Genomic DNA, 26,519 nt, shown 5'->3' with positions numbered 1-26,519 from the left:
GGCCCATTCAACCAGTGCGGGCACAATTCACGGCAACCGCTACCCGGGCGCAACCCCGACCGGACAGGATGGAGCCATGGCACATGAGCGCGCGGGCCAAGTGGCCCAGGAATCCGACCTGATCGACGTTGAGGCCCTGCTGGCGGCCTACCACGACCTGGTCCCCGACCCGAGCAACCCCGACCAGATGGTGGTCTTCGGCACGTCCGGTCATCGCGGCTCCAGCCTCGACGTGGCCTTCAACGACGCCCACATCGCCGCCACCACCCAAGCGATCGTGGAGTACCGGGCGCAGCAGGGCACCACCGGTCCACTGTTCATCGGCAAGGACCCGCACGCACTGTCGCTGCCGGCCTGGACGACCGCCATCGAGGTGCTGCACGCCCACGGCGTCCAGGTGCTGGCCGAGCGTGACGACGAGTACACCCCCACCCCGGCCGTGAGCCGGGCCATCATCCAGTACAACCGGCAGCACGCGCAGAGCCAGGCCGACGGGATCGTGGTCACCCCCTCGCACAATCCGCCGCGTGACGGGGGGTTCAAGTACAACCCGCCGAACGGTGGACCCGCCGACACCGACGCCACCAGTTGGATCGCCGACCGCGCCAACGAGCTGTTGGCCGACCCGGGCTCGATCCGGCGCACCCCCTACGCACGGGCCGACGCCGACGTGGTGCGCTTCGACTACCGCACCGCTTACTGCCAGGACCTGGTCAACGTCGTCGACCTCGACGCCATCCGCGAGTCAGGGCTGCGGATCGGCGCCGATCCGATGGGTGGGGCCTCCGTGCAGTACTGGGAGTACATCGCCGAGCACCTGCTGCCGAACCTGACCGTGGTCAACCCCACGGTCGACCCGACCTGGCGCTTCATGACCCTCGACACCGACGGCAAGATCCGGATGGACTGCTCCTCGCCCAACGCCATGGCGTCGCTGATCGCCAACCGCGATGCCTACGACATCTCCACCGGCAACGACGCCGACGCCGACCGCCATGGCATCGTCACCCCCGACGCCGGGCTGATGAACCCCAACGCCTACCTGGCGGCCGCCATCCAGTACCTGTTCACCCACCGACCCGGGTGGCCGTCCGCCGCAGCGGTCGGCAAGACCCTGGTGTCGAGCTCGATGATCGACAAGGTCGCCAGCCAGATCGGACGACGGCTGGTCGAAGTGCCAGTCGGGTTCAAGTGGTTCGTGCCCGGACTGATCTCGGGTGACTTCGGTTTCGGCGGTGAGGAGTCCGCCGGTGCCAGCTTCCTGGAGCTCAACGCAGGCACGTGGACCACCGACAAGGACGGCCTGATCCTCGACCTGCTCGCCAGCGAGATCACTGCCGTCACCGGCAGGACGCCCAGCCAGCACTACGCCGACCTCGAGGCAGATTTCGGCCGCAGCTACTACGCCCGGGTGGATGCCGACGCCAACCGCGAGCAGAAGGCCAGGCTGAAGGCCCTCTCCCCCGCCGACGTCACGGCCACCGAACTCGCCGGCGAGCCGATCGTGGCCACGCTCACCGATGCTCCGGGCAACGGCGCGGCGATCGGTGGCATCAAGGTGGTCACCGAGAACGCCTGGTTCGCTGCCCGCCCCTCGGGCACCGAGGACAAGTACAAGATCTACGCCGAGTCGCTGAAGAGCCCCGAGCACCTGGCCCAGGTGCAGGCCCAGGCGCGCGAGGTGGTCGATGCGGCCCTGGCCTGAGTCCTTGGCCGTCCCCGAGGACCTGCGGGGCCTGCTGACCACCCTGCTCGCCGACCTGGCCCGCCAGGAGCGCGTCCGGGCGGTCTTCGCGGGCGGTTCGCTCGCCGCGGGTACTGCGGACCGTTGGAGCGACCTCGACCTGCACCTGCTCACCGAACCTGGCTTCGAGGTCCTTGCCTGGGTCACCGGGCTGGTGCGGACGGTGATCGCTGACACCCTCCCCGGGGTGGCCGGCGGACACCTGTTGGTCACCCCGGACTGGTTGCACGTCGACCTGATCGTGCACGACGTCGACGACGCCCTCGACGACCTGCCGCGGGTCGTCCTGCTCGACAAGGACGACCGGCTGGACGACATCGCACCGGCACCGTCGTCCACGGAGCCCTACTGGCCCGTCGGGCGACCCGAGGTCTTCTGCTACTTCGTCGGCAACCTGGTCGCGGTGGCCGGGCGTGGCGAGTGGCTGGCAGCCTCGGCGGGCACGGCGATGATGCGCGACCAGTGGCTGGTTCCACTGATGCTGGCCGAGAACGGTGTGCGCAAGAACGACGGTGCCAAGCGACTCAACCGGTACCTGACCGCCGAGCAGCACTCGGCCTTGGCCGCGATCGGCCCGATCGGGGTGGACGAGGCATCGGTGCTGCGTGCCCAACAGGGAATCGTCGGCGAGTACCTTCGACGAGGACGCCGTTTGGCCGAGCAGACGGGCACGCTGTGGCCCGCTGCGGTCGAGCAGGCGGCGTTGGCGGTCTGGGAACGCGAACTGGGACTGCGCCCCCACTGACAATGCCCCTTTGCCGGAAGACGTCAGCGAGCCACCAGCCGATTGAGCCCGGCCAGGCCTGACCTGGTCGCCGCCACGGCCACCAGGTCACCCGGGCGCACCGAGGTGTTGGCCGGGACCGTCCAACTCCACTGCTCAGACTGGCGGCGATGCGCCAGCACCCGCACCTGGTGGGGCGCCTCGAGTTGGCCGACCAGGGCGCGGTCACCCCCGGGCACGCGCGCCACCTCGACCTCGGTCAGCACCAGCACCTGGCGACCGACCGAGACCACCCGGTCGACACGGTGGCCCAGCACGGCCGCCGCGAAGGCAGGCGCAGCCACCATCGACACCGAGCGGGTCTGGCCCAGCCCCAGCCGCCGCTCGACCCGTTCGGCCAATCCCTGGTCGAAGAGTCGGATGACCAGTCGTACGTCGGGGCGCACGTGTCGTGCAGTCAGAGCGATCTCGAGGTTGGCGGCATCGTTGTCGGTCAGCGCCATGACGGTGTCAGCGCGCGAGACCCCGGCCTGCTCGAGCACCTGGGCGTCGCTGGCCTCGGCCACGATCACCGGGATGCCGGCCTGGCGTGCCTGGCTCACGCCGGTGGTGGTCTCGGTGCGCTCGATGGCGATCACCGGCATACCCCGCTGCTTGAGGTCGAGCGCGACCGCTCGCCCGATCCGTCCCAGTCCGCAGACCACGACGTGGTGGGTGGGTTTGCCGCGCACTCCCCCGGCCAGGGCCGCCAGCCGGGCGCTGAGCAGGGCGTCCACGATGACGGCGGTGATGCCGGAGCTGAGCACGAGTCCGAACAACTGGATCGCGAGCGCACCGAAACGCGCTGCAGGGGACATCTCGCCGATGTCGCCGATCCCGGTCAGGGTCGAGGCGGTGACAGCGGCGTAGAACGCCAGTGACCACTCCAGTCCGGCCACCATCCGGAAGTAGACCGTCGAGGCCAGCATCAGCAGCACCAGGATGGTCACCACCCAGCGAAGCCTGCGGTCGAAGACGCGGGCGACGGCTCCGACCACGCCGTTCTGGCGCGCAGGTGGCCGCGACACCGGCAGCACTCGACTGCCCAGCACCACGTCGCCCTCGTCCCCCGGCAACGCCGCCGAGCCACGCCCCCTGCTGTTGCCCAGGACGGCCAGCAGGGGCCCGCCGACCAGTTCCCGGGCGCCTGCGACCACCCGTCGTCCGGCGAGGTCGAAGGAGTCGGCCTGGCCGCCGGGCAATCCGGCGGCGACGAACGACGGGGTGGCCAACTCTGCCGACGACAGCACCCTGCAGTGCCCCAGCAGCTCGCTCAGGGTGCCACCACGTCGACCGTGACTCCCGCGCCGAGGAGTTCGTCCACCAAGCGCAGGCTGGTGCTGGTGCAACCCACCACGACCACCCTCACTGGCTCGTCCCCCATGCCGCGCAGCCTAGCGAGGCGGGGTCGCAGGGGCAGCGGCTCAGTTGCCGTCGCGGTCGTCGGGGTCGGCCCGGCGAACCATGCTGCGCAGTCCGGCGCGCTGGATCGTGCGCTGGATGGTCAGGTCGCGCTCCTCGGGGTGGCCCACGTACTTGATGTCGCGCAGCCCCTGGTCCTGGGCGGCCGACTCGAAGACGAAGTGGCCGTACCCGGCAAGCCGTCCGAAGAAGGGCTGGTACACCGAGATGTCGAGGATTCGGGTCATCGGCATGGTCGCGAGGTGCTGGCTGAGGATGCCGTGCACGCGGAACACCCGCATGTTGGTCACCACGAACCGATCCATGTACTGACGGTGGATGCCCAGCAGGCCGTAGACCAGCAACGCGGCTCCCAGCACCAGGCCGGCCCAGAACCACGGCCCCATCCAGGGCATCGCCCCGAAGGCGAGCATGCTGGCCACCACGGCGGCGACGGGCACCACGATCGTGATCCAGTGCTTGGCCACCTCGTCGATGACGTACTCGCCCTCGTCGTCGAGCAGGTGCCTGTCGACGTCAGGGACGAGGAAGCGCCTCAGGAACGCCATGGCTGACCGACCGGCGACAGCGTCGCGGCTCAGCCGGCGAGTGCGCGGAACAGCCTGATCAGGCCGGAGAAGAAGCCCCGGATCGCGGCCGCAGTCTGCTCGGGTTGGGTGAAGACGTAGAACAGCGCGAACGCCACGACGAGCGTCCACACCACTTTCTTGACCCAGCTCATAGATGCTCTCCTCGTGGCAGATGGGGAAGGTCGTCGCTCGAGGCACCACCCGCTGCCACACTGGCGCTGCCCGTCGGACGACGTGGGTTCATCATGCATGACGAGGGCCGCCGATCCGAGGCGGCGCGCCGTGGGCATCGCGCACCCCACCCAGTGCCGCAGGGCGGGCACATGACAAGCTGGACCCATGGACAACAGCGATCTCTTCATCTGCATCGACCATGTCGGCCTGGCCGTCCCCGACCTCGACGAGGCCATCAAGTTCCACACCGAGGTGTTCGGCTGGCGCGTGCTGCATCGTGAGGTCAACGAGGAGCAGGGTGTCGCCGAGGCGATGATGGGCACCGGTGCCCAGCTGCCCGAGAACGCCCAGATCCAGCTGCTGGCCCCGCTCAACGAGAACTCCACCATCGCCAAGTTCATCGCCAAGAACGGCCCTGGCATGCAGCAGCTGTGCTACCGCGTGGCCGACATCGACGCGGTCTCTGCGACCCTGCGTGAGCGTGGCGTCCGGCTGCTCTACCCCGAACCGAAGACCGGCACCGGCGGCGCCCGGATCAACTTCGTGCACCCCAAGGACGCCGGTGGAGTGTTGCTCGAGCTGACCCAGCCCGGCAACGCCGACCACTGATCCTCGGACGACCCTGACAGCACGCGACGCGCCCCGGAAGAATCCCCGGGGCGCGTCCCTGCTTCGCTGATAGGTTTGACGCCGACGACCCAGCCCCCGGCACGTTGCCTGTAGGGAGGACAAGCGTGACTGAGCCACGACTCGGCGACGAACAGTACGAGGACACCGGACTCAACCTCTTCGACGACAAGGCCAGTGCGGCCGGCAGCTTCCCCGGCGCGATGTGGGGCTACGAGCGCCACGAGGTCGACCGCTACGTCCGCGAGATCGAGACCCAGCTCTCGACGCTGAAGCACCTCACCCGGCAGTTGCGTCGCGAGGTGGTCGCCGCCCAGCAGAGCAGTGGCGCCAGCGACCTGAGCAAGCTCAGCGCCCACGCCACCGCCATCCTGAGGGCCGCCGAGGCCCAGTCGGCCGACCTGGTCGCCAAGGCAGGGCTCGAGGCGGAGCGCATCAAGGAGGAGGGCCGGCGGGTCGCGGCCGACCTTCGCGCCAATGCCCAGGCCGAGGCCGACGACATCCGGGTCGCCGGTCTGGCCAACCTGCGCAGCCTGCGTGCCGAACTGGACGCCAATGCCGAGTCCACACTCAAGCAGGCCCGCGCCCAGGCCGGCTCGTTGGTCACCTCGGCCAAGCGGGAGTCCGACAGCCGACTCGCTGAGGCTGATCGCAACGCCACCGGGATCATCGAGGCTGCGACCCTCGAGGCGGTCAGGCTGCGCGAGCAGGCCCAGCAGGAGGCCGCTGAACTGCTGCTCGCCGCGCGCACCGAGGCCTCGGGCGTGGTCGAGGGAGCCCAACTGCACCACGCCGACGTCAAGGACCGTGCCAGTGCGTTGATGGCCGAGCTCACCGCCCACCAGGAGCGATCGGCCGCCCACCTTGCCGGGGAGGCCGAGGCCGCCCAGCGACTGCGGGCCCAGGCCCTCGACGAGGCCGAGCGGGTGCGGGTGCACGCCACCCGCGAGGCGGAGTCACAGATCTCTGCCGCCCACCGGCAGACCGCGATGATGAAGGACCGGCTCGAGGAGCAGTACGCCTGGCGCAAGGAACAGCTCGAGCGCGAGGTCGCCGTGTTGTTGCAGCGCAAGTCCTCGATGATCGCCCAGTTGCAGAACCTGCGCGCCCTGGCCGGTGAGGCCGGCGCGGACTTCCCCGACACCGACCCGTTCGACGGCCTCGCGGCGGACGAGTCGTCGCGCCCCCGCCCCAGGCCCGAGGCGGCTGCCCAGGACGCCGAGCCCACGGTCGTCCTGGAGCCGGGACAGGAACCGCCCTCGATCGAACCTTCCGCCACGAACGACGCGGAGGCGGCCAAGCAGGATGGCGAGGAGCAGGATCGCGACCAGCGGGACTGAGGGTCAGAACAGCCGGTCGTCGGCCGAGTCCATGCCGCGCAGCGCGTCGTAGTCGACCACCACGCAGGCGATGCCGCGGTCGGTGGCCAGCGTGCGAGCCTGGGGCTTGATCTGCTGCGCGGCGAACACGCCTTGGACGCTGCCCAACAAGGGGTCGCGGTTCATCAGCTCGAGGTAGCGGGTGAGTTGCTCGACACCGTCGATCTCGCCGCGGCGCTTCACCTCGACCGCAACGTAGGCACCGGTGACGTCACGACAGAGCAGGTCGACCGGGCCGATCGGGGTCAGGTACTCGCGCTGGACGAGGGTCAGCCCCGCCTTGAGCGTGGCTGGGTGCTCGGCCAGCAGGGCCTGCAGGTGGGCCTCCACGCCGTCCTTGACCAGGCCGGGGTCGACCCCGAGTTCGTGGGTGGAGTCGTGAAAGACCTCGCCGATGCTGATCTGCAGGGTGTCACCGCTCTTGGCCTCGACCACCCAGACCTGGCTGAGTTGCGCGTCCACCTCGGCTACGGCGGCCGCCTCGTCCTCGCGCGGTTCGCGGATGGTGAGCGTGCACGGCGGGCTCATCCAGTTCAATGGCTTGTAGGCGCGGTCGTCGGCATGGATCGACACCGACCCGTCGGCCTTGACCAGGATCAGCCTGGTCGCCATCGGCAGGTGCGCGGTGAGGCGTCCTGCATAGTCGACCTGGCACTGGGCAATCACGACACGCACCGCGCCAGCCTAGCCGGTTCGCAGCCGTCGACCGGGACCGTAGACTCTGGCCCGTGGCACGACGACCGAGCAAGCACCTCAGACCAGCACGTCCGCTGAACGCGGGTCACGCCACCGACGCCCACAAGGCCGACGGGCGCTGGATCGTGCGCAGCGTCGCCGGGGACCGCACCACCAAGAGCTACACCTGCCCGTGGTGCCACCGCACCATCGGCGTCGGCCAGGCCCATGTCGTCGCCTGGCCCGACACACCCGGCTGGCAGGACGAGCGGGCAGTCGACAACCGGCGCCACTTCCACACCGGCTGCTGGGGGCGCAAGCCGTGAGGGTGCACCACACCGAGGTCCCCGACGAGCTGCACGTGGCCGAGGTGGGCGACGGTTCCCGCCGGGTGGTCTTCCTGCACGGACTGTTCGGCCAGGGACGCAACTTCCACACCATCGCACGTAGCCTGTGCGAGGCCGACCCGAGCCTGCGCTGCCTGCTGGTCGACCTGCCCGACCACGGTCGCTCGCCGTGGACCCAGTCCTTCGACTACCAAGCGATCGCCGACCGCGTGGCCGCCCAGGACGACCTGCTCACTGTCGACTCCCCCGCCCTGCTGGTCGGGCACTCGATGGGCGGCAAGGTGGCCATGCAGGTCGCCCTGCGCCATCCCACGCTGGTGTCGCACCTGGTCGTGGTCGACATCTCGCCGGCAGCCACAGACGCGATCCGTCGCCAGTTCAACCCCTTGGTGACCGCGCTGGCCGGCATCGACCTCACCACGCTGGCCTCACGCCAGGAAGCCGACCGCGAACTGGCCGTCGCGGTCACCAACCCCGGGTCGAGGGCATTCCTGTTGCAGAACCTGCGCCACGACCACCACGCCGAGCACGGCAGGCAGTGGCGCTGGCGGATGAACCTCGAACTGATCGCCTCGCACCTCGATGAGATCGGTGACTGGCGCACTGACGATGGTCAGGTGTTCGACGGGCCAGTCACCTGGGTCGCGGGCGCCGACTCCGACTACGTGCGTGACGAGCACGTCGACCCGATGCGCGAACTCTTCCCGCGGACTCGTCGGGTGACGGTCAAGAACTCCGGCCACTGGGTGCACGCCGACCAGCCCGAGGCGTTCACCGCCATCCTGCAGAAGGCCCTGGCCGACCAACAGTGACGCCGGCTCAGCCCATCACGACGGTCTTGATGCTGGCGTCGGCGATCGGTGAGACCCCGTCGACGCCGTCGACACCCTGCGAGGCGATCTGCTGGATGACTTCGAGTGAGGCCGGGTCGACGGTGCCGAACACCGTGTACTTGGGGTCGAGCTGGGTGTCGGCCCAGACGATGAAGAACTGTGAGCCGTTGGTGTTGGGGCCGGCGTTGGCCATCGCCACGGTGCCGGCCGGGTAGGTCTCGGATCCGGTGAGTTCGTCGTCGAAGGTGTAGCCCGGGCCGCCGGTGCCGACCGCACTCGGGTCGCCGCACTGCAGGATGAAGATGCCGGTGTCGACCAGTCGGTGGCAGCGGGTGTCGTCGTAGAACTGCTGTTGCACCAGCGACTCGAATGAGTTCACCGTGCAGGGGGTCTTGGCGCGATCCATGGTGATGGTCACCGTGCCTGCCGCCATCTCGAGGGTGGCGGTGGCTGTGCCCGTGCGGGCCGGCTCGCTCGGCGGGGGGTCGACCGGACGAGCCGGCGTGCGCGACGTGGGGTACTCACAGCTACGCGCCTGGTTCGTCGGGGCCTCGGTGGTGCCGCCATCCTCGGCGCACCCAGTGACCGCCGACAGCACCACGATCATCGCCAACGCCCAGGCCCGCCTCGTCCACCCCATGTACCGAAACCTTGCCTACAGTGGTGGGCATGGTCAACTTGACGCGCATCTACACCCGTACCGGCGACCGGGGCGAGACCCGGCTCAGCGACAACTCGGTTGCCCGCAAGGTCGACCCGCGGGTGCGGGCCTACGGTGACGTGGACGAGGCGAACGCCCAGATCGGTCTGGTGCTGGCCGGCGATGACCTGCCCGAGCCGATCAGGGCCGCGCTGCGCATCGTCCAGAACGAACTCTTCGACGTCGGAGCCGACCTGTCCACCCCGGTGGTCGCCGAGCCCCAGTGGGAGCCACTGCGCGTCCTGCAGACCTCGATCGACCGGTTGGAGCATTGGTGTGACGAGTTCGGTGAGCCGCTGCCCAACCTGCGCTCGTTCGTCCTGCCGGGAGGAAAACGGACGGCCGCGCAGCTGCACGTCGCCCGCACGGTCGTGCGACGGGCGGAGCGCAGCGCCTGGGCTGCCGCCGACGAGTACGGTCTCGACCAGACGACCGACACCGGGGAGCCCGCCGCCGAGGGGGGACTCAACCCGTTGGCCCTGACCTACCTCAACCGGTTGTCAGACCTGCTGTTCATCATGAGTCGCCACGTGCTCACCAACGGTGGCGCCGACACCGACGCCGAAGTGCTGTGGGTGCCGGGCGGCGAGCGGGAGTAGGGCTGGCGAGGGGGCTGTGCCTGTGCCTACGCGTCACTCCACCCCGGGGTAGCGGCCACGCCCGGGCGGTGAGGCCTCGAGCCAGCTCATCAGACCGGTCACCGAGCCCGGCGTCATCGCCAGTTCGACATCGCGTTGGCGGGTCGCGTCGTGCAGTTTGACCACCTGGTGTTCGGCGAACAGCACGAGGGCTTCGACCTGATCGGGGTCACGGTGGCTGACCACGCTGGTGCTGTTGCGCTCCAGCTGCACGGTGGGGGTGAACCGCAGTGAGAACGCCCGGTACCACTCCAGGCGATCGGCCTCGTAGCGAGCGAGGCCCAGCGCCCATCCCCCACTGGCGATGTCGCGGACTCGCATCGCACAGTCGAACACCCCGCCCTTGGCCGACAGCCAGCGCCGGCGGGCGAACATGAACGCGAGCGGCAGGACGACGAGCAGGAGCAGCAGCAGGGCTGCCAGTTCGACCCACTCCAGCCACCCCATGCGAGCAAGTTACCCGATGCGTGCTGGTCCGTTGACGGCGTCCGGCTCAGGTGGACTTCTCGACGGCCTTGAGCTGCGCCGTCGCGATGTGCATCCGGTGCACGTCCTCGTCGGTGTGGTCACCGGCGTCGATGACTCGCTGCAGGTGGTCGAGTTCGCGCTGGGCCTGGGTCGGGGTGATCTCCCCGGCCAGGGTGGCGAACTGCGACAGCAACGACACCCGGCCGGCCGAGACCGACATGAAGCCACCGTCGACGGCAATCACCTCGCGACGGCCGTCGTCGGTGACGATCTCGGCCGCGCAGGGCACGAGCACCGCGATCAGCGGCTCGTGGCCCGGCAGGATGCCGATGTCGCCCTCGGTGGTGCGCACGATCACGTTGACCGCACGCCCCTCGAAGACCAACCGGTCAGCGCTGACGACCTCGATGACGAAGGGTTCGGCCACCTCAGGCGTCCTTGCTCATCTTGTCCCAGTTCTCCATCACCATGTCCATGCCGCCCACGTTGAAGAAGGCCTGCTCGGCGATGTGGTCGACGTCGCCGTTGCAGATCATCTGGAAGCTCTCGATGGTGTCCTTGAGCGGAACCGTCGAGCCCTCGATGCCGGTGAACTTGGTCGCCATGTAGGTGTTCTGGCTGAGGAACTGCTGGATGCGGCGGGCCCGGTTGACGATGATCTTGTCCTCCTCGGACAGTTCGTCGACACCGAGGATGGCGATGATGTCCTGCAGTTCCTTGTTGCGCTGCAGGATCTGCTTGACCCGGGTGGCCGTGTCGTAGTGCTCCTGGCCCACGTACTGCGGGTCGAGGATGCGACTGGTCGAGGTCAGCGGGTCCACCGCGGGGTACAGGCCACGCGAGGCGATCTCGCGCGAGAGCTCGGTGGTGGCGTCCAGGTGGGCGAAGGTGGTCGCCGGAGCCGGGTCGGTGTAGTCGTCGGCGGGCACGTAGATCGCCTGCATCGAGGTGATCGAGTGGCCCCGGGTCGAGGTGATCCGCTCCTGCAACTGGCCCATCTCATCGGCCAGGTTGGGCTGGTAACCCACGGCCGACGGCATCCGGCCGAGCAGGGTAGAGACCTCCGACCCGGCTTGGGTGAACCGGAAGATGTTGTCGATGAACAGCAGCACGTCCTGGTTCTGCACGTCGCGGAAGTACTCGGCCATGGTCAGCGCCGACAGCGCCACCCGCAGACGGGTGCCCGGCGGCTCGTCCATCTGGCCGAAGACGAGGGCGGTGTCCTTAAAGACTCCCGCCTCCTCCATCTCGTTGATCAGGTCGTTGCCCTCGCGGGTGCGCTCCCCCACACCGGCGAACACCGAGGTGCCACCGAAGTTGTGGGCGATGCGGTAGATCATCTCCTGGATGAGCACGGTCTTGCCCACGCCGGCGCCGCCGAACAGGCCGATCTTGCCGCCCTGCACGTAGGGGGTGAGCAGATCGAGCACCTTGATGCCGGTCTCGAGCATCTCGGTCTTGGACTCGAGGGCGTCGAACTTGGGCGGGTCGCGGTGGATCGGCCAGCGCTCGGTGATCTCGAACTCGCTGGCGTCCTGGTTGAGGCAGTCACCGGTCACGTTCCAGACCCGGCCCTTGGTGACGTCACCGACGGGCACGCTGATCGGGGCACCGCTGTCGCGCACCTCGGCGCCACGCTGCATGCCGTCGGTCGGCTTGAGGGCGATAGCACGCACCATGTTGTCGCCCACGTGCAGGGCGACCTCCATGGTCATGGTGCGCTTCTCGCCCATCACCTCGGTGTCGACCTGCAGGGCGTTCATGATGTCGGGCATCTGGTCGACGGGGAACTCCACGTCCACCACGGGGCCGATGACGCGGCTGACACGCCCCACCCCGGCCGGCTTGGCCTGGGTCTGGGGATCAACTTGGGTGGCAGTCATTTGCTCTGTCCTCACTCTTTTCCGGCGTCACTCTGCTTGGGCGGACTCGGTCAACGCGGAGGCGCCGCCGACGATCTCACTGATTTCCTGGGTGATCTCGGCCTGGCGCGCCTGGTTCTCCTCGCGCGTCAGGGTCTCGATCAGGGTCTGGGCGTTGTCGGTGGCCGACTTCATCGCCCGCTGCTGGCTGGCCAGCTGGGAGGCCGCGGACTCCAACAGGTAGAACCAGAAGCGGTTCCTGACGTAGAGCGGCATCAAGGTGTCGAGCACGGTCTCGGGATCGGGTTCGAACTCGTACTGCAGCGGCATTTCCACCGGCTTGAGCTCGTTGACCTTGTCCGAACCCTCCTCCACCACCTCGATCGGCAGCACGCGACGGACTCGGGGCTCCTGGATGAGCATCGACTTCATGCGGGTGTAGACCGCGTAGATCTCGTCGACGCCGCCCTCGTCATGGGGCCGCATGAAGTCGGCCATCACCGCATCGGCGATGTCGACCGCGTTGGCGTAGGCCGGGGAGTCGGAGAACCCGTCCCAGGTGTCAGCCAGCTCGACCTTGCGGAACCGGAAGTAGTTGATGCCCTTGCGCCCCACCACGTAGCGCTTGACCTCCACGCCTTCGGCGGTGAGGCGTTCAGTCAGCCTCAGCGCCGTCCGAATGGCGTTGGACGAGTAGGCGCCCGCGAGCCCTCGGTCGGAGGTGACCACCACCACCGCGGCCCGACGCACCTTCTCGGGCTCGGTGGTGAGCGGGTGCTCGATGGTGGAGTAGGTCGCCAGGGCGGCCACTGCTCGGTTCAGCTCGCTGGTGAACGGCAGGGCAGCCCGGGCTGCCCGGTCGGCCTTGATGATCCGCGAGGCGGCAATGAGTTCCATCGCCCGGGTGATCTTCTGGGTCGCCCGGACCGAGTTTCGCCGCTGTCGCAGCTCACGAAGACTGGAGGCCATCGATCAGCCTCGCTTCGGGGTGACGATCTGCTCCTGGTCGATGTCGTCCTCGTCGATCGGAGCATGCTCCTCGCGACCCACCAGCAACTTGCCCTGGGAGGTGCGGAAGCCCTGCTTGAAGTTGGAGATCTCCTCGCGCAGCGCCTGGGCGGTGTCGTCGTCGAAGTTCTTGGTCTCGGCGATCGTGGTGAGGATCGAGGTGTTGTGCCGCAGGTGCTCGAGCAGTTCCTGCTCGAAGCGCAGCACGTCGTCGACCGGCACCTCGTCGAACTCACCGTTGGTACCTGCCCAGACGCTGACCACCTGGTCCTCGACCGGGTACGGGGCGTACTGACCCTGCCGCAGCAGCTCGGTCAGCCGTGCACCACGATCGAGCTGGCGCCGCGAGGTGGCGTCGAGGTCGGAGGCGAACATCGCGAAGGCCTGCATGTCGCGGTACTGGGCCAGATTGATCTTCAGGGTGCCCGAGACGCTCTTCATGGCCTTGATCTGGGCCGCGCCACCCACGCGCGAGACCGAGATGCCGACATCGATGGCCGGACGCTGGTTGGCGTTGAACAGGTCGGACTGCAGGAAGATCTGGCCGTCGGTGATCGAGATCACGTTGGTCGGGATGTAGGCCGACACGTCGTTGGCCTTGGTCTCGATGATCGGCAGGCCGGTCATCGAGCCGCCACCGAGCTCGTCGGACAGCTTGGCGCAGCGCTCCAGCAGGCGGGAGTGGAGGTAGAACACGTCGCCGGGGTAGGCCTCGCGGCCCGGGGGACGACGCAGCAGCAGCGACATGGCGCGATAGGCCTCGGCCTGCTTGGTGAGGTCGTCGAAGACGATCAGCACGTGCTTGCCCTGGTACATCCAGTGCTGGCCGATGGCCGAACCGGCGTAGGGGGCGATGTACTTGTAGCCGGCCGGGTCGGACGCCGGAGCGTGCACGATGGTGGTGTACTCCAGCGCGCCGGCCTCTTCGAGCGCACCGCGCACCTCGGCTACCGTGGAACCCTTCTGACCGACCGCGACGTAGATGCACCTGACCTGGAGCTTGGGGTCGCCGGACTCCCAGTTCTTCTTCTGGTTGATGATCGTGTCGATGGCGATGGCGGTCTTGCCGGTCTTGCGGTCGCCGATGATGAGCTGGCGCTGTCCGCGGCCGATCGGGGTCATCGCGTCGATGGCCTTGAGACCGGTCTGCAGCGGCTCGCGGACCTCCTGGCGGTCCATCACGCCGGCTGCCTGCAGCTCGAGCGCGCGACGCGCCTCGGCCTTGATCTCACCGAGACCGTCGATCGGGTTGCCCATCGCGTCGACCACGCGGCCCATGAACGCGTCACCGACCGGCACCGAGAGCACCTCGCCGGTGCGCTTGACGCCCGAACCCTCTTCGATGCCCTCGGAGTTGCCGAGCACCACGACGCCGATCTCACGCACGTCGAGGTTCAGGGCGATGCCCAGTGTGCCGTCGTCGAAGCGGAGCAGCTCGTTGGCCATGGCCGAGGGCAGGCCCTCGACGCGGGCGATGCCGTCACCAGAGGTCACGACGGTGCCCACCTCCTCGCGGCTGGCAGCAGCCGGGGTGTAGTTCTGGACGAAGGTGTCCAGGGCGTCGCGGATCTCGTCCGGACGAATCGTCAGTTCCGCCATTGCGTTCTACTCTCCTACGTTCGTGTCGGGCACGAGCTGAATGTGTGGTGGTCGATGGTGTCGGTCTGGTGGTCAGGCGATCTGGCGTCGGGCGTCCTCGAGGCGCTGGGCGATCGTGCCTTCGATCACCTCGTCGCCCAACTGCACACGCATGCCGCCGAGCACCTCGGGGTCGACGGTCACCTGCACGTCGACCTGGCGCCCGGCGATCCGGATCAGGGCCGCACGCAGGCGCGCGTCCTGGTCGGCCGTCAGGGGCTGGGCGACGGTGACCTTGGCCACCTGGCGGTCGCGCAGCTGTGCGGCCGTGGTGGCGTAGTTGTCGAGGGTCAGGGCGTAGGTGCGCTCGCGGGCTGAGACGGCCCGCTCGGCGAGCCGCACCGTCGCCGGAGAGGCCTTGCCGGCCAGCAGCGTGGTCACCAACTGTCGGCGGGCCGCCAGCGGCACCCGGCCGTTGCCCAGTGCCTCGCGCAGCTCGTCGTTGCCGGCGACCGTCTGACCGAACCGGAACAGCTCGTCGCTGACCTGGTCGAGCTGACCTGCCGACGAGGCCGAGGAGAACTCGGCCCGGACCGCCTGGCGCTCGACGGCGTCGGCGAGTCGCTTGGGACTTCCCCACCGTCGCACCGCAGCCGCCTTCAGCACTGCCAACGCACCCGCACCCACCTGGGTGCCGAACAGGCGGTCGACCAGCGTGCCCTTGGCCGACTCGTCGGCAGCGGGGTCGCTGAGCGCACGCCTGAGGGCAGGTGTGGTGTCGAGCACGTCGACGATGGCGAACAGCTGCGACGCCAACTCAGGGGCAGCGCCCTGCTGGTCGAGCACCGCGTCGAGTTCGCGCAGGCGACTGTCAGTGGACTGTGACATCAGCGCTCACCAGCTCCGATGGGGGTCGACTCGAGTTCGGCCAGGAAGCGCTCGACCGTGCCACGTGCCCGCTGGTCGTCGGTCAAGGACTCACCGACGATCTTGCCGGCCAGTGTGGTCGCCAGACCACCGACCTCGGCGCGCAGTTGGCTCGACGCCTGGGCTCGCTCGGCCTCGATCTGTGCGCGGGCGCTCTCGACCATGCGCTCAGACTCCTTGGCCGCGCGTTCGCGCATCTCGGCCAGGATCTGGGCTCCTTGGTTCTTGGCGTCCTCACGGATCTTGGCGGCCTCCTCGCGAGCCTCAGCCAGTTGGCTGCGGTACTCCTGAAGGGCCTGTTCGGCCTCGGCCTGAGCCTTCTCGGCACGCTCCATGCCGCCCTGGATGGCGTCGGCGCGCTCGGCGTACATCTTCTCGAACGCCGGGACGACGGCCTTCGCCAGCACCACGATGATGAGCACCATGAGCACGATGCCCATGATGATCTCGCTCAGGTAGTGCGGAGCGAGCGGCCCGAGGTTGATCTCGAACGCAACCATGGTGGTCACCATGGCAGGGCTCACAGAACGAAGGCGAGCGCGATGCCGATGATGGCGAGGGCCTCGACCACGGCGAAGCCGATGAAGGCAGTGCTCATCATGGCGCCACGAGCCTCAGGCTGGCGAGCGGTTCCATTGATCACGGAGGCGAAGATCCACGCCACGCCCAGGGCCGGGCCCAGAGTCGCGAGCGCGTAACCGATCATGTTGATCGAGCCGCCGATTTCCATGGGGGTCATCTGGTTTCCTTTCGGATGTTCTCCACCGGCGTGGAGAAGGTCTGTGGGTTTGTTGCGGTGTTGGTCAGTGGTGGTCGGAGATCGAGGACGAGACGTACTGGGCGCTGAGCACGGTGAAGATGTAGGCCTGAAGCGCACCGATGAACAACTCGAGGAACAGGATGGCGATGCTGAAGATCAGCGAGACGCCACCGGCGACGTTGTAGAACCAGTTGTTGTCGACGGTGAGCAGGTAGCCGCCGCCGATCACGAACACCGTGACCACCAGGTGGCCGGCGAACAGGTTGGCGAACAGACGCAGCGCGAGCGTGATCGGGCGGGTGATGAAGTTCGACAGGAACTCCAGCGGGATGATCAGCCACCACAGGTACCACGGCACGCCCTCGGGCAGCAGCGACATCTTCAGGTAGCGGATGCCGTGCTTCTTGAAGCCGGCGCCGATGTAGATCACCCAGGTCAGCAGGGCCAGGCCGTAGGCGTAGCCGACCCGCGAGAAGGTCGGGAACATGAAGTAGAAGAACTCGCCGAACCAGTTGTTGACCAGGATGAAGCTGAACAGTCCGAGCAGCCAGGGCAGGTACTTGCGGTAGTCGTGGCCCAGGGCGTCACGAGCCACACCGTTGCGGATGAACTCGTAGATGAACTCGCTGAAGAACTGTCCCTTGGTCGGCACGGTCTTGAGCCGGCGCGCGGCCCAGACCCACAGCACGATCACCAGCAGGGCGGCGATGATGGCCTGCACCGTGGTGCGGTCGACCTGGTCGATGCCGAACAGCGTCGGGAAGTAGAAGTCCTCCACCGACGGGGGCTTGTAGCCGCCCTCGCCGCCGGTCTCCATCGGCAGGAACGGAAGGGTCAGCATGCCTGCTCCTTGCTGCTGGAGATCATCGCGTGGGGCTCCCATAACGCTTGACGACGAGGTACACACTGGCGAGGAGGCCAAGGATCAGTCCGGCCGGCAGCATCCAACGGTGGCCGAGGTAGTGGGCCCCGGCCCACCCCAGACCGCCGTAGAACAGGATGCCTGACAGGATGTAGCTCAACACCACGAGTCCGTCGTCGGTACTGGCCGGGCCAGATCCCTTCGAGGGCGTGGGTGCGCTCTTGTCCTCCATGACGTGATGGACTCTAGCAGTCAGGCCCGTGCCGGTCACACCGATCGGCCACCCGTGGGACCCTCGTCCCACTGGCTGTCGTAGATCGGGATGCGCAGCCGGGAGTGAACCCAGAACATGCCCGCCAGCCAACCGAGCAGGACGACCATCACCGAGACGAAGAACGGCCCACGCAGGAACAGTGCGTCGAGCCGCGCGTCGTTCATGGCCAGCCACAGCAGCCCACCGAGCACGGCGACCCTGGCCAGGTACGACAGCATCGCCAGCCCGACCCCGGTGCGCGGGTCCATCTCACCGGCCAGCAACTGCACGCCCTGACCGGCTCCGAAGAAGAACAGGACGAGCGCACCACCGACCGCTGCGTTTGCGGCACCGAGGCCTTGCGCCCACCAGAACCCGATCCCGACCGCCACCAACCAGGCCACGTGGGCGAAGGCGAACGAGCCCTTGACCATCGCCGACAGCAGCCGTCGGCTCACCGAGGGCGTGCGGTCAGCCACCAGTGACCTCGCGCCGGCCCCTCAGCTGGGGGAGCAGCGTGAAACCCGTGGCCAACAGTGCGGCACCGGCGACGGCACCGATGCTGCGCCACCCGGGGTCGAGTCCGATCAGCACGGTGCCGAATGACAGCACCGCCGCCCAGGCGTACATCACGGCGACGGCCCGCACGGTCGAGTGCCCCAGTTGCAGCAACCGGTGGTGCAGGTGCTGCTTGTCGGCCACGAACCACCAGCGCCCGGCGATGGTGCGGCGCACGTAGGCCAGCACCAGGTCGAGCAGCGGCAGCGCCATGATCGCGACCGGCAGGATGATCGGTAGGTAGGCCGGCACCAGGCCACCGCTTCGGGCAGTCAGTGCGCTGGCGTCGATCTGGCCGGTCAACGAGATCGTCGAGGCGGCCATCAACAACCCGAGCAGCATCGCGCCGGAGTCACCCATGAACATCCGTGCGGGTGAGAAATTGTGCGGCAGGAAACCCAGGCACACGCCGGCGATGGCGATGGTGATCAGGCTGGCCGTGGTCGCCCGGACGAGTTCCTGCTCGTACGCCAGCAGGTAGGTGTAGCCGAAGAAGGCAGTGGCACCGATGGCGATCACGCCGCTGGCCAGACCGTCGAGCCCGTCGACGAAGTTGACCGCGTTGGTGCACAGCACGATGAACAGCACGGTGATCAGGATCGAGGTGGCCGTGTCGAGGGCGATGATCGAGTTCGGCAGCGGGATCCAGTACATCCGCACCCCGTTGGCCACGACGATCCCGGCGGCGAGCACCTGCCCAGCGAACTTGGTGATTGCCGAGAGCTCCAACCAGTCGTCGAACACCCCCACCACGCAGATCACCGCGCCGGCCAGCAGGATCGCCGCGGCGTCATGGCTGACCAGGGCATGGCGTCCCAGGAAGGGCAGTTGAGCCGCCAGCAGCACCGCGGTGGCCACACCACCCAGCATCGCCACTCCCCCGCCATAGGGCACCGGGACGGCGTGGACGTCGCGGTCGCGCACCATGGCGAGCATGCCGGTGCGCAGCGCCACCCGACGGCACAGACCACCCAGCAGGTAGGTGGTCATCGCCGCCATCAGCAGCACCAGCAGGTACTCGCGCATCAGTCAGCGGCGTTGCGTGGTGGGGTCGGGGTCTCCTGGACAGGCGGCACGTCGTCTGGCGGCGCGTCGACTCGCGTTTCCTCGGTGGACGGGGCGACAGTCGGGGCATCCTCGGCGGGCGCCTCGTCGGCCGGAAGGTCGTCCTGGGGTCCGTCGTCGGTGGGTACCCCGTCTGTGGCGACCTCGTCAGCAGGCTCGTCCTCGGCAGGCTGGTCGACCTCGGGAGCCGGCTCGTCCGCCACTGGCTTCTCATAGGTCATCAGGGGCGCATAGGCCAGCAGGATGCCCTCGTCCAGCGCCCCGAGGCGGACGAGCTCGCCGGCGGACGAGACGGTGAAGTCGACGATGCTGCTGGGGGCCGAGCCCGGCGTGTCACCGGAGTCGAGGTAGACCGCCACGCTGTTGCCCAGTTGCGCGATCGCATCGTCGATGCTGGTCGAGGCCGGCTGGCCCGAGATGTTGGCACTCGAGACCGCCAGCGGGCCGGTCCTGCGCAGCAGCTGCCGGGCGAACTCGTGGTCGGGCACACGCACAGCGATGGTGCCCTCGGTGTCGCCGAGGTCCATCCCCAGGCCCTCCTGGGCGGTCAGGATCAAGGTCAGCGGCCCGGGCCAGAACTGGGAGGCCAGGCCGAGGGCGTAGTCGGTGAGCTCGTCGACGAGTGCGCCCACCATGGCGGTGTCAGCGACCAGCACCGGCGGCGGCATGTCGCGCCCACGGCCCTTGGCCTCGAGCAGCCTGGTGACCGCTGCGGCGTCCTGGGCCCTGACCCCGATGCCGTAGACCGTGTCGGTCGGCAGCACGATGCACTCCCCCGCCCGGATGGCGGCCACGGCAGCGGCCAAGGCCTCCTCCATGACGGACTCGTCGGTGACGTCGAAGCGCGTCCACGTCGGCTGCTCGGGCTCGGGTGCGGGCTCATCGTGGGCCTCGGGCTCGGCGTCCCCGACCACCTCTGGCTCGTCCAGATGGTCGGGTGACACGATCGCCTCGATCGGCTCCGGTGCCGCCGGCAGACCGGGTTCCTGGGTCGGCTCGGGTGTTGGGGGCTCGTCGACGGGCTGCCTCTGCTCGACCGGCTCGTCCTGGGCGTGCTCACTCACGACGCCCATCCTGCCACGAACCCCTCCGGCATCCGCGCGGTCACGAAGCGGGGTCGTCCTGTCAGGTCGTGGTGGTCGCGCACGTGCTCGAACCCGGCGTGCGCGAATACCTGTGGGGCCGACTCGTGCTGCACCTCGGCATGCTCACTGCAGACCCAACCGCCGCCGACCAGCAGGCGCTGGGCCACGCGCGCCACGACCCTGGTCGCCACCAACCCGTCATCGCCGGAGAACAGTGCCAGTTCGGGGTCGTGGTCACGAACGTCCGGCTGCACCGACTCCCATGCCTCGAGGGGGATGTAGGGAGGGTTGACCACCACCACGTCAACGGTCCCGTCGAGGTCACCGAATGCCTCGGCCATGTCGCCCTCGCGCAGGTCGACCCCCTGACCCTCGAGGTTGCGCTGTGCATAGTCGACCGCTGTGGGGCTCAGTTCGACGGCGTGCAGGTCGGCATCGGGTCCTTCGGCCGCCAGGGCCTTGGTGATCGCCCCGGACCCGGCACACAGCTCGACCACCACGGGTCGACGCCCGGTCGCCGAGACATCACGCATCCGATCCAGGGCCCAGCCGGTCATCACCTCGGTCTCCGGGCGCGGGACGAAGACGCCCGGGCCGACCTCGAGGCGCACCGTGCGGAACCAGGCCTCACCGGTGAGGTGCTGGACCGGTGTGCCGGACAGGCGGCGGCTCACCAGGTCGTCGAAGTCGGCGCACTGCTCGTCGCTGAGGTCGGGGGCGACCAGCAACCCGGCGGGGGTGGTGCCGAGCACGTGGGCGAGCAGGGTGCGGGCCTCGGCGGCACCGCTGCTGTACCCGGCGGCGACCAGTCGATCGGCAGCGCCCCGGGCCAAGGAGTCAGCCCTCATCGCCGGCAAGTCTCGCTGCCAGGTCGGCGGCCTGCAGCGCTTCGACCAGGGTACCCATGTCGCCGGCGAGCACGTGGTCGAGGTTGTGGGCCTTGTAGCCGATGCGGTGGTCGGCGATCCGGTTCTCGGGGAAGTTGTAGGTCCGGATCCGCTCGGAGCGGTCGACGGTGCGTACCTGTTCCCGGCGGGTTGCCGAGGCTGCTGAGGCGGCCTGCTCCTCGGCCAGTGCGGTCAGGCGTGCCCGCAGCATGCGCATCGCGGCATCGCGGTTCTGCAACTGGCTGCGCTGGTTCTGGCACGAGACGACGGTGCCGGTGGGCAGGTGGGTGATCCGCACGGCGGAGTCGGTGGTGTTGACGCCCTGACCCCCGGGGCCCGAGGACCGGAAGACATCGATGCGCAGGTCGTCCTCGTCGATGACCACCTCGTCGGCGTCGACGTCCGGCATCACCAGCACGCCTGTGGCCGAGGTGTGGACGCGCCCCTGCGACTCGGTGACCGGCACACGCTGCACCCGGTGCACGCCGGCCTCGAACTTCATCACCCCATAGGGCGCCACGTCGTCGGTGCCTGCGGCCTTCACCACGAAGGTGACCGACTTCCACCCGCCCAGGTCGGAGGCCTGGCTGTCGAGCACCTCCAACGACCACCGCATCCGCTCGGCGAATCGCGAGTACATGGTGAACAGGTCCCGGGCGAACAGCGCAGACTCCTCACCGCCCTCGCCCGACTTGATCTCGACCACGGCATCGAGGCTGTCGTGGGGGTCGCGGGGTGCCAGCAGTTCGGCCACACGGGCTTCGGAGGCGGCCAGGCGCACCTCGATCTCATCCACCTCGTGGGCGAAGTCGGCGTCACCGAGCTCTGCCAGTTCGCGCGCGGCCGCCAGGTCGTCGACCAGGCCCAGGTGCTCCGCCAGGGCGGCAACCACGCCACGCAACTCGGCGTAGCGACGACCCACCCGGCGACTGCGCGCCAGATCGGCGTGCAGGGCAGGGTCGAGCAGTTCTGCCTCGAGGGCTGCGTACTCGTCCAGCAACGGCCTGGCCGACTCGAACATGTGACCTTCCAGCAACGGTGATCTGAACAGGCTGGGGAAATGACCGAGGGACGCCGCGGAGGGATCCGCGGCGTCCCTCGGACGTGTGACTACCTCTTGTAGCGGCGCTCGAAGCGGGCGACCCGGCCTCCGGTGTCGAGGATCTTCTGCTTGCCGGTGTAGAACGGGTGGCACTCCGCGCACACGTCGGCGCTCATGTGCCCGCCCTTGGCGGTGCTCTTGGTGGTGAACGTGTTGCCGCAGGTGCAGGTCACCTGGGTGTCCACGTAGTCGGGGTGGATGCCCTGCTTCATGGTGTCTCCTTGGGTGTCAGGTGCGCCGGGTCGCTCGGACGAGGTCCGCATCGATGCGTGAACCGGCACGACCGGTCCATTCTGCCACGCGAGCGCCACGCTGACGAATCGGGCCGCGCGCCCGAAATGTGAAGGAGGGGGTGGGCCGTTCGGCCACACCCCCTCCTGTCAGGGAGTCCTCAGTGCACCATCTCACCGAGCTCACCGTGCAGCTTCGGCACGTCGGCCAGCAGCTGCTTGGTGTAGGTGTGCTGCGGATTGAACACGACCTCCTTGGACGACCCCTGCTCGACCATGTCACCCTTCTCCATCACCAGCATCTGCTCGGCCACGTAGCAGGCCTGGCCGATGTCGTGGGTGATGATCATGACGGTGGTGCCGAGGTTGTCGCGCAGGTCGCGCAACACGTTGAGGACGTTCACCCGCAACGAGGCGTCGAGCATCGAAGTCGCCTCGTCGGCCAGGAGCAGCTTGGGACGCATCATGAGCGCACGGGCGATCATGATCCGCTGACGCTGGCCACCGGACAGTTCGTGCGGGTGCTTCTTCAACACGTCGCTGGCCTCGAAGCCGACGTGCCCGAGTGCCTCGTGCATGCGCTCGGTGGCTTCCTTCTTGTCCTCGATGAGCTTCATCGAGCGACCCAGCAGTCGCTGCACGGTGAAGAACTGGTTGAACGCGCTGAACGGGTCCTGGAAGACCGCCTGCACGTCGCGCCAGTACCGCTGGCTCTCCATGAACGAGAGCTTGGTGACGTCGCGACCGTCGAACTCCAGCGTTCCGCCGGTCGAGGGCAGCAGCCCCAGCACCAGACGGGCCAGCGTCGACTTGCCGGAGCCGGACTCACCGACCACTGCGGTGATGGTGCCCTCCTCCAGTTCGAAGGTGGCTCCCTTCACCGCGTGGACGGCGTTCTTGCCGTGGCCGAACGTCTTCTGGATGTTGTTGGCCTTCAGAAGGGCAGCCATCACTCCTCCACTTCGTCATTGCGGGCCAGGACGTCCTCGACCCTGATCACCTGATCGGGGTGCTGGGCAGTCCAGTGGCAGCAGGCGAACTCCAGGTCGGTGCCGACCGGAGCGGGCTGCTTGGCCGAGCAGATGTCCATGACCAGACCGCAACGCGGGTGGAAACGGCACCCGGACGGGGGCTTGGCCAGGCTCGGCGGTGCACCACGGATGCCCTCCACACGCTTCACCAGGGTGTCCGGCTCGGGCGCCAGGACGGCGTTGAGCAGGGCCGTGGAGTACGGGTGGCGAGCATTGTCGGCGATCGTCTCGGCCGAGGCGACCTCGACGATCTGGCCCGCGTACATGACCGCGATCCGGTCGGAGATGCTCTTGAGCAGGGGAAGGTCGTGCGTCACGAAGATGACGCCCTTCATGATCCCCTGGTTGAGCATCTCGCGAAGCATCTCGACCAGAGCCCGCTGGCTCGACACGTCCAGTGCCGAGGTGGGCTCGTCGGCGATCAGCAACTTTGGGTTCAGCAGCGTCGAGATCACGGTGATCACGCGCTGCTTCATGCCGCCGGACAACTCGTGGGGGTAGGCATCAAGGGCCCGGGGCGGCAGCCCCAGTTCCTTCATCCTGTCCCGCGCGCGGTCGAGCGCCTCATCCTTGCCCATCTTGGCGTCGTGCGCCTTCATCACATCGCCGACCAGGTTGCGGATGCGGGCCGTCGGTGACAGTGAGTTGAGTGCGCCCTGCGGCAACATGGACACGACCTCACCACGCCAAGTGCGAGGAACCTTGTTCTCGCGGTCGAGGCTGATGGTCTGGCCGTCGATGGTGATCCTGCCGCTGATCGGGTACAGCGGCGGACGAGCGGTCAGCGCCAGCACGTTGCCCAGCGTGGACTTGCCACAACCGGACTCACCAGCGCAGCCGAGGATCTCGCCCTCGTCGATGTAGAGCGACACGTCATCGACGGCCTTGACCTCACGCCCCTCGGGCGTCAGGTAGGCGGCGTTGAGGTTCGTCGCCTCCAACAGACGGCTCATTGGGTGGTCCCTCCTGAATCCTTGCCTTCGGCCACGGTGGCCGACATCAGGGCGGCCGGTCCGACCGAGGCGCCCGGCTCACCTTCCGGTTCGTCGATCTCTGCAGTGGCCGCACCGCCGCTTGCTGCCGGCACCAACTTGCGCTTCTTGCCACGACGCAGCCGCGGGTTGAAGACCTCGTCCAAGCTGGACTGCACCAGGTAGAGCGAGAAGGCGATCAGCGTCAGCATGACCGTCGGCGGGATGAAGGCCCACCACGCCCCGACGCGAATCGAACCCCAGGCCAGTGCCCAGTTCAGCATCATGCCGATCGACACGATGTTGGACGGGCCCAGACCGAGCATCGACAGCGACGACTCGGTGAGGATGGCGCTGGCGACCTGCAGCACGAAGGCCATGACCACGTAGCTGAGCAGGTAGGGCAGCACGTCCCAGGCCAGGATGCTCCAGAACTTGGCGCCCGACATCTTGGCGACCTCGATGTGTTCGCGGGTGCGCACCGAGGTGGCCTGCGCGCGCACGGCACGAGCCGTCCACGGCCATGCCGTGATGCCGATGACCAGGGCCAGGGTGAAGATGTCACGACGTGGCAACGAGACCGAGAGCAGGATGACGATCACGATGCTGGGGATGGCCAGCACGATGTTGGTCAGACCCATCAGGATCTCTTCCAGCATGCCGCCGGCGTAACCGGCGATCAGGCCGATCACCAGGCCGATGGAGCTGGCGATGATTCCGGCGATCAGGCCCACGAGCAGCGAGGTGCGCGTGCCGTAGACCAGGTTCGACATGACCGACTGTCCCTCGTTGTCGGTGCCCAGCCACCACTGCATGCCCGGGCCAGTGCCCGGCTTGTCGTAGAGGCCGCCGATCGAGGCGTTGGGGTCGACACCGACGATGAACGGGCCGATGAAGCCGACCAGGAGCACCAGGATGACGAGCGTGGCTCCGAAGTAGAAGCGCCCGGAGAACCTCATGACTTGTCACCTCCCTGGGTGGCCTTGATGCGGGGATCGATGAACCCGTAGAGCACCTCGACCGCGAAGTTGGCCATCAGCACCGTCACCGTGATGATCAGGGTGATCGCCTGGATGACCGGGTAGTCGTTCGAGCTGATCGCGCCGAACAGCAGTGAGCCCATGCCCGGGTAGTTGAACACCAACTCGGTGATCAGGGCGCCACCGACCAGGCCGCCGATCGACAGGGCCAGACCGGTGATCTGCGGCAGCATGGCGTTGCGGAAGATGTAGCGCACCATCTGCGAGTCCTTCATGCCCAGACCACGTCCGTAGTTGACGTAGTCGGAGCCGAGTTCGTAGATGGCCATCGACCGCATGCCGACGGCTTGGCCGCCGATGAAGATCAACACCAGTGACAGGAACGGCAACCACCAGTAGCTGATGGCGTCGTTGAGGAAGGTGAAGCTGAACTCAGGAGTGAGTCCGAGGGAGTACGCGCGGCCCTGCGGGAACATCGGGTACCAGACCGCGAGCCCGAAGAGCAGCAGGATGGCGAGGCAGTAGTAGGGCATCGACGACAGGAACAGCGAGCCGACGAAGGCGCCCTTGTCGAACCAACCACCCTTGAACGCCGCGATCGCGCCGAGCAGGTTGCCGATCAACCAACCGAACAGGATGGCCGGCAGCTGCAGGGCGACGCTGAACGGCAGGGCATCGCCCACCAGCTTGTTCACCGACGCGGGATACTGCATGAACGAGGTGCCAAGGTCGCCCTTGGCGAGATTGCCCAGATAGATGAAGAACTGCTGCCACATGGGCTTGTCAAGCCCGAATTCCTTGACGTACTGGGTGTGCATCGCCTGCAGCTGATCGCTACCGGCGCCGCCCTGCGACAACCTGCCCACCAGCGCATCGACCGGGTTGCCCGGGATGAGGCGCGGCAGGAAGAAGTTCAGCAGGAGGGCGACGAGCAATGCACCCAGGTACCACAGGAACTTGCGCAACAGGTAGCGGCCAAGGCCCATGATTCCCCCTTCAGGGTGTCGTCCTGACAACCGTG

32 protein-coding genes are annotated in these 26,519 nt (G+C 68.0%); 7 read left to right on the top strand and 25 right to left on the bottom strand.

All coding sequences use genetic code 11. The annotated features are described in order from the left end of the window. The first annotated feature begins 76 nt into the window (after positions 1-76). Positions 77-1,705: a phosphoglucomutase (alpha-D-glucose-1,6-bisphosphate-dependent) gene (pgm, locus tag IE660_RS00430; protein WP_203566361.1), complete on the top strand. Its 1,629-nt coding sequence runs from the start codon at positions 77-79 to the stop codon at positions 1,703-1,705. A gap of 4 nt (positions 1,706-1,709) precedes the next feature. Further along, on the top strand, positions 1,710-2,489 hold the full coding sequence (locus IE660_RS00425; RefSeq protein ID WP_203566360.1) for a hypothetical protein: 780 nt from the start codon (positions 1,710-1,712) through the stop codon (positions 2,487-2,489). Between the two features lie 23 nt (positions 2,490-2,512). On the opposite strand, the gene IE660_RS00420 is transcribed toward IE660_RS00425, so the two are convergent. The 3 genes from IE660_RS00420 to IE660_RS00410 all read right to left on the bottom strand — a co-directional run bounded on the left by IE660_RS00420 (position 2,513) and on the right by IE660_RS00410 (position 4,650). Next, a complete protein-coding gene (locus IE660_RS00420; protein ID WP_203566359.1) occupies positions 2,513-3,757 on the bottom strand; it encodes a potassium channel family protein in 1,245 nt (414 codons plus the stop codon). A 174-nt stretch (positions 3,758-3,931) separates the two neighbouring features. After that, on the bottom strand, positions 3,932-4,477 hold the full coding sequence (locus IE660_RS00415; protein WP_203566358.1) for a PH domain-containing protein: 546 nt from the start codon (positions 4,475-4,477) through the stop codon (positions 3,932-3,934). Positions 4,478-4,506: 29 nt separating this feature from the next. Beyond that, positions 4,507-4,650 (bottom strand): hypothetical protein, encoded by a 144-nt coding sequence (locus IE660_RS00410; protein WP_203566357.1) that lies wholly within the window; start codon positions 4,648-4,650, stop codon positions 4,507-4,509. 187 nt (positions 4,651-4,837) lie between these two features. Between IE660_RS00410 and mce the strand changes: the two genes are divergently transcribed. Together mce and IE660_RS00400 are read left to right on the top strand one after the other, a co-directional pair. Then, on the top strand, positions 4,838-5,281 hold the full coding sequence (mce, locus tag IE660_RS00405) for a methylmalonyl-CoA epimerase (RefSeq protein WP_203566356.1): 444 nt from the start codon (positions 4,838-4,840) through the stop codon (positions 5,279-5,281). A 125-nt stretch (positions 5,282-5,406) separates the two neighbouring features. Next, positions 5,407-6,639 (top strand): coiled-coil domain-containing protein, encoded by a 1,233-nt coding sequence (locus IE660_RS00400; RefSeq protein WP_203566355.1) that lies wholly within the window; start codon positions 5,407-5,409, stop codon positions 6,637-6,639. 3 nt (positions 6,640-6,642) lie between these two features. On the opposite strand, the gene nucS is transcribed toward IE660_RS00400, so the two are convergent. Next, a complete protein-coding gene (gene nucS, locus IE660_RS00395; protein ID WP_203566354.1) occupies positions 6,643-7,353 on the bottom strand; it encodes an endonuclease NucS in 711 nt (236 codons plus the stop codon). A 53-nt stretch (positions 7,354-7,406) separates the two neighbouring features. On the opposite strand from nucS, the gene IE660_RS00390 reads away from it, so the two are divergent. Next, entirely contained in the window at positions 7,407-7,679 is a 273-nt protein-coding gene (locus IE660_RS00390) for a hypothetical protein (protein WP_203566353.1), read from the top strand. Continuing rightward, positions 7,676-8,512 carry an alpha/beta fold hydrolase gene (locus IE660_RS00385; RefSeq protein ID WP_328701774.1) on the top strand — a complete coding sequence of 279 codons (837 nt, stop codon included), beginning with the start codon at positions 7,676-7,678 and terminating at the stop codon, positions 8,510-8,512. Before IE660_RS00390 ends, IE660_RS00385 begins: the two co-directional genes overlap by 4 nt. A gap of 7 nt (positions 8,513-8,519) precedes the next feature. On the opposite strand, the gene IE660_RS00380 is transcribed toward IE660_RS00385, so the two are convergent. Further along, positions 8,520-9,173, bottom strand: coding sequence for a peptidylprolyl isomerase (locus tag IE660_RS00380; protein ID WP_203566352.1), 654 nt, complete (start codon positions 9,171-9,173; stop codon positions 8,520-8,522). A gap of 29 nt (positions 9,174-9,202) precedes the next feature. On the opposite strand from IE660_RS00380, the gene IE660_RS00375 reads away from it, so the two are divergent. Continuing rightward, positions 9,203-9,832, top strand: coding sequence for a cob(I)yrinic acid a,c-diamide adenosyltransferase (locus tag IE660_RS00375; RefSeq protein WP_203566351.1), 630 nt, complete (start codon positions 9,203-9,205; stop codon positions 9,830-9,832). Between the two features lie 33 nt (positions 9,833-9,865). On the opposite strand, the gene IE660_RS00370 is transcribed toward IE660_RS00375, so the two are convergent. The 20 genes from IE660_RS00370 to IE660_RS00275 all read right to left on the bottom strand — a co-directional run bounded on the left by IE660_RS00370 (position 9,866) and on the right by IE660_RS00275 (position 26,484). Then, a complete protein-coding gene (locus IE660_RS00370) occupies positions 9,866-10,318 on the bottom strand; it encodes a DUF2550 domain-containing protein (protein ID WP_203566350.1) in 453 nt (150 codons plus the stop codon). Positions 10,319-10,364: 46 nt separating this feature from the next. Next, complete coding sequence (locus IE660_RS00365) at positions 10,365-10,766, bottom strand: F0F1 ATP synthase subunit epsilon (protein ID WP_203566349.1); 402 nt, start codon at positions 10,764-10,766, stop codon at positions 10,365-10,367. Between the two features lies 1 nt (position 10,767). After that, positions 10,768-12,222: a F0F1 ATP synthase subunit beta gene (gene atpD, locus IE660_RS00360; RefSeq protein WP_203566348.1), complete on the bottom strand. Its 1,455-nt coding sequence runs from the start codon at positions 12,220-12,222 to the stop codon at positions 10,768-10,770. A gap of 27 nt (positions 12,223-12,249) precedes the next feature. After that, entirely contained in the window at positions 12,250-13,170 is a 921-nt protein-coding gene (locus tag IE660_RS00355; protein ID WP_203566347.1) for a F0F1 ATP synthase subunit gamma, read from the bottom strand. Between the two features lie 3 nt (positions 13,171-13,173). Continuing rightward, on the bottom strand, positions 13,174-14,808 hold the full coding sequence (gene atpA / locus IE660_RS00350) for a F0F1 ATP synthase subunit alpha (RefSeq protein WP_203566346.1): 1,635 nt from the start codon (positions 14,806-14,808) through the stop codon (positions 13,174-13,176). Positions 14,809-14,880: 72 nt separating this feature from the next. Beyond that, positions 14,881-15,675, bottom strand: coding sequence for a F0F1 ATP synthase subunit delta (locus IE660_RS00345; RefSeq protein WP_203566345.1), 795 nt, complete (start codon positions 15,673-15,675; stop codon positions 14,881-14,883). After that, positions 15,675-16,214, bottom strand: coding sequence for a F0F1 ATP synthase subunit B (locus IE660_RS00340; RefSeq protein WP_203566928.1), 540 nt, complete (start codon positions 16,212-16,214; stop codon positions 15,675-15,677). Before IE660_RS00340 ends, IE660_RS00345 begins: the two co-directional genes overlap by 1 nt. A 20-nt stretch (positions 16,215-16,234) precedes the next feature. Further along, positions 16,235-16,453 carry an ATP synthase F0 subunit C gene (atpE, locus tag IE660_RS00335; protein WP_203566344.1) on the bottom strand — a complete coding sequence of 73 codons (219 nt, stop codon included), beginning with the start codon at positions 16,451-16,453 and terminating at the stop codon, positions 16,235-16,237. A 64-nt stretch (positions 16,454-16,517) separates the two neighbouring features. Beyond that, positions 16,518-17,291, bottom strand: a complete 774-nt coding sequence (atpB, locus tag IE660_RS00330; protein WP_203566927.1) for a F0F1 ATP synthase subunit A — start codon at positions 17,289-17,291, stop codon at positions 16,518-16,520. Positions 17,292-17,337: 46 nt separating this feature from the next. After that, positions 17,338-17,568, bottom strand: a complete 231-nt coding sequence (locus IE660_RS00325; RefSeq protein WP_203567005.1) for a hypothetical protein — start codon at positions 17,566-17,568, stop codon at positions 17,338-17,340. Between the two features lie 35 nt (positions 17,569-17,603). Then, positions 17,604-18,068, bottom strand: coding sequence for a hypothetical protein (locus IE660_RS00320; protein ID WP_203566343.1), 465 nt, complete (start codon positions 18,066-18,068; stop codon positions 17,604-17,606). After that, positions 18,061-19,173: an MraY family glycosyltransferase gene (locus IE660_RS00315; protein WP_203566342.1), complete on the bottom strand. Its 1,113-nt coding sequence runs from the start codon at positions 19,171-19,173 to the stop codon at positions 18,061-18,063. Before IE660_RS00315 ends, IE660_RS00320 begins: the two co-directional genes overlap by 8 nt. Further along, on the bottom strand, positions 19,173-20,276 hold the full coding sequence (locus IE660_RS00310) for an L-threonylcarbamoyladenylate synthase (RefSeq protein WP_328701773.1): 1,104 nt from the start codon (positions 20,274-20,276) through the stop codon (positions 19,173-19,175). The genes IE660_RS00315 and IE660_RS00310 overlap by 1 nt, the downstream gene beginning before the upstream one ends. Further along, positions 20,273-21,145: a peptide chain release factor N(5)-glutamine methyltransferase gene (prmC, locus tag IE660_RS00305; protein WP_203566341.1), complete on the bottom strand. Its 873-nt coding sequence runs from the start codon at positions 21,143-21,145 to the stop codon at positions 20,273-20,275. The genes IE660_RS00310 and prmC overlap by 4 nt, the downstream gene beginning before the upstream one ends. Beyond that, positions 21,135-22,205: a peptide chain release factor 1 gene (prfA, locus tag IE660_RS00300; protein WP_203566340.1), complete on the bottom strand. Its 1,071-nt coding sequence runs from the start codon at positions 22,203-22,205 to the stop codon at positions 21,135-21,137. The genes prmC and prfA overlap by 11 nt, the downstream gene beginning before the upstream one ends. A gap of 89 nt (positions 22,206-22,294) precedes the next feature. Beyond that, entirely contained in the window at positions 22,295-22,498 is a 204-nt protein-coding gene (gene rpmE, locus IE660_RS00295) for a 50S ribosomal protein L31 (RefSeq protein WP_203566339.1), read from the bottom strand. Positions 22,499-22,677: 179 nt separating this feature from the next. Further along, positions 22,678-23,466, bottom strand: coding sequence for an ABC transporter ATP-binding protein (locus tag IE660_RS00290; RefSeq protein WP_203566338.1), 789 nt, complete (start codon positions 23,464-23,466; stop codon positions 22,678-22,680). Beyond that, entirely contained in the window at positions 23,466-24,500 is a 1,035-nt protein-coding gene (locus tag IE660_RS00285) for an ABC transporter ATP-binding protein (RefSeq protein WP_203566337.1), read from the bottom strand. The genes IE660_RS00290 and IE660_RS00285 overlap by 1 nt, the downstream gene beginning before the upstream one ends. Then, positions 24,497-25,477, bottom strand: coding sequence for an ABC transporter permease (locus tag IE660_RS00280; RefSeq protein WP_203566336.1), 981 nt, complete (start codon positions 25,475-25,477; stop codon positions 24,497-24,499). Before IE660_RS00280 ends, IE660_RS00285 begins: the two co-directional genes overlap by 4 nt. Next, entirely contained in the window at positions 25,474-26,484 is a 1,011-nt protein-coding gene (locus tag IE660_RS00275; RefSeq protein ID WP_203566335.1) for an ABC transporter permease, read from the bottom strand. The genes IE660_RS00280 and IE660_RS00275 overlap by 4 nt, the downstream gene beginning before the upstream one ends. Between the last annotated feature and the right edge of the window lie 35 nt (positions 26,485-26,519).

Origin of the sequence: Aestuariimicrobium ganziense (assembly GCF_015352975.1) — a bacterium.
In the GTDB taxonomy this organism is placed as follows: Bacteria; Actinomycetota; Actinomycetes; order Propionibacteriales; family Propionibacteriaceae; genus Aestuariimicrobium; species Aestuariimicrobium ganziense.
This window is presented reverse-complemented; position numbering and strand designations above follow the sequence as displayed.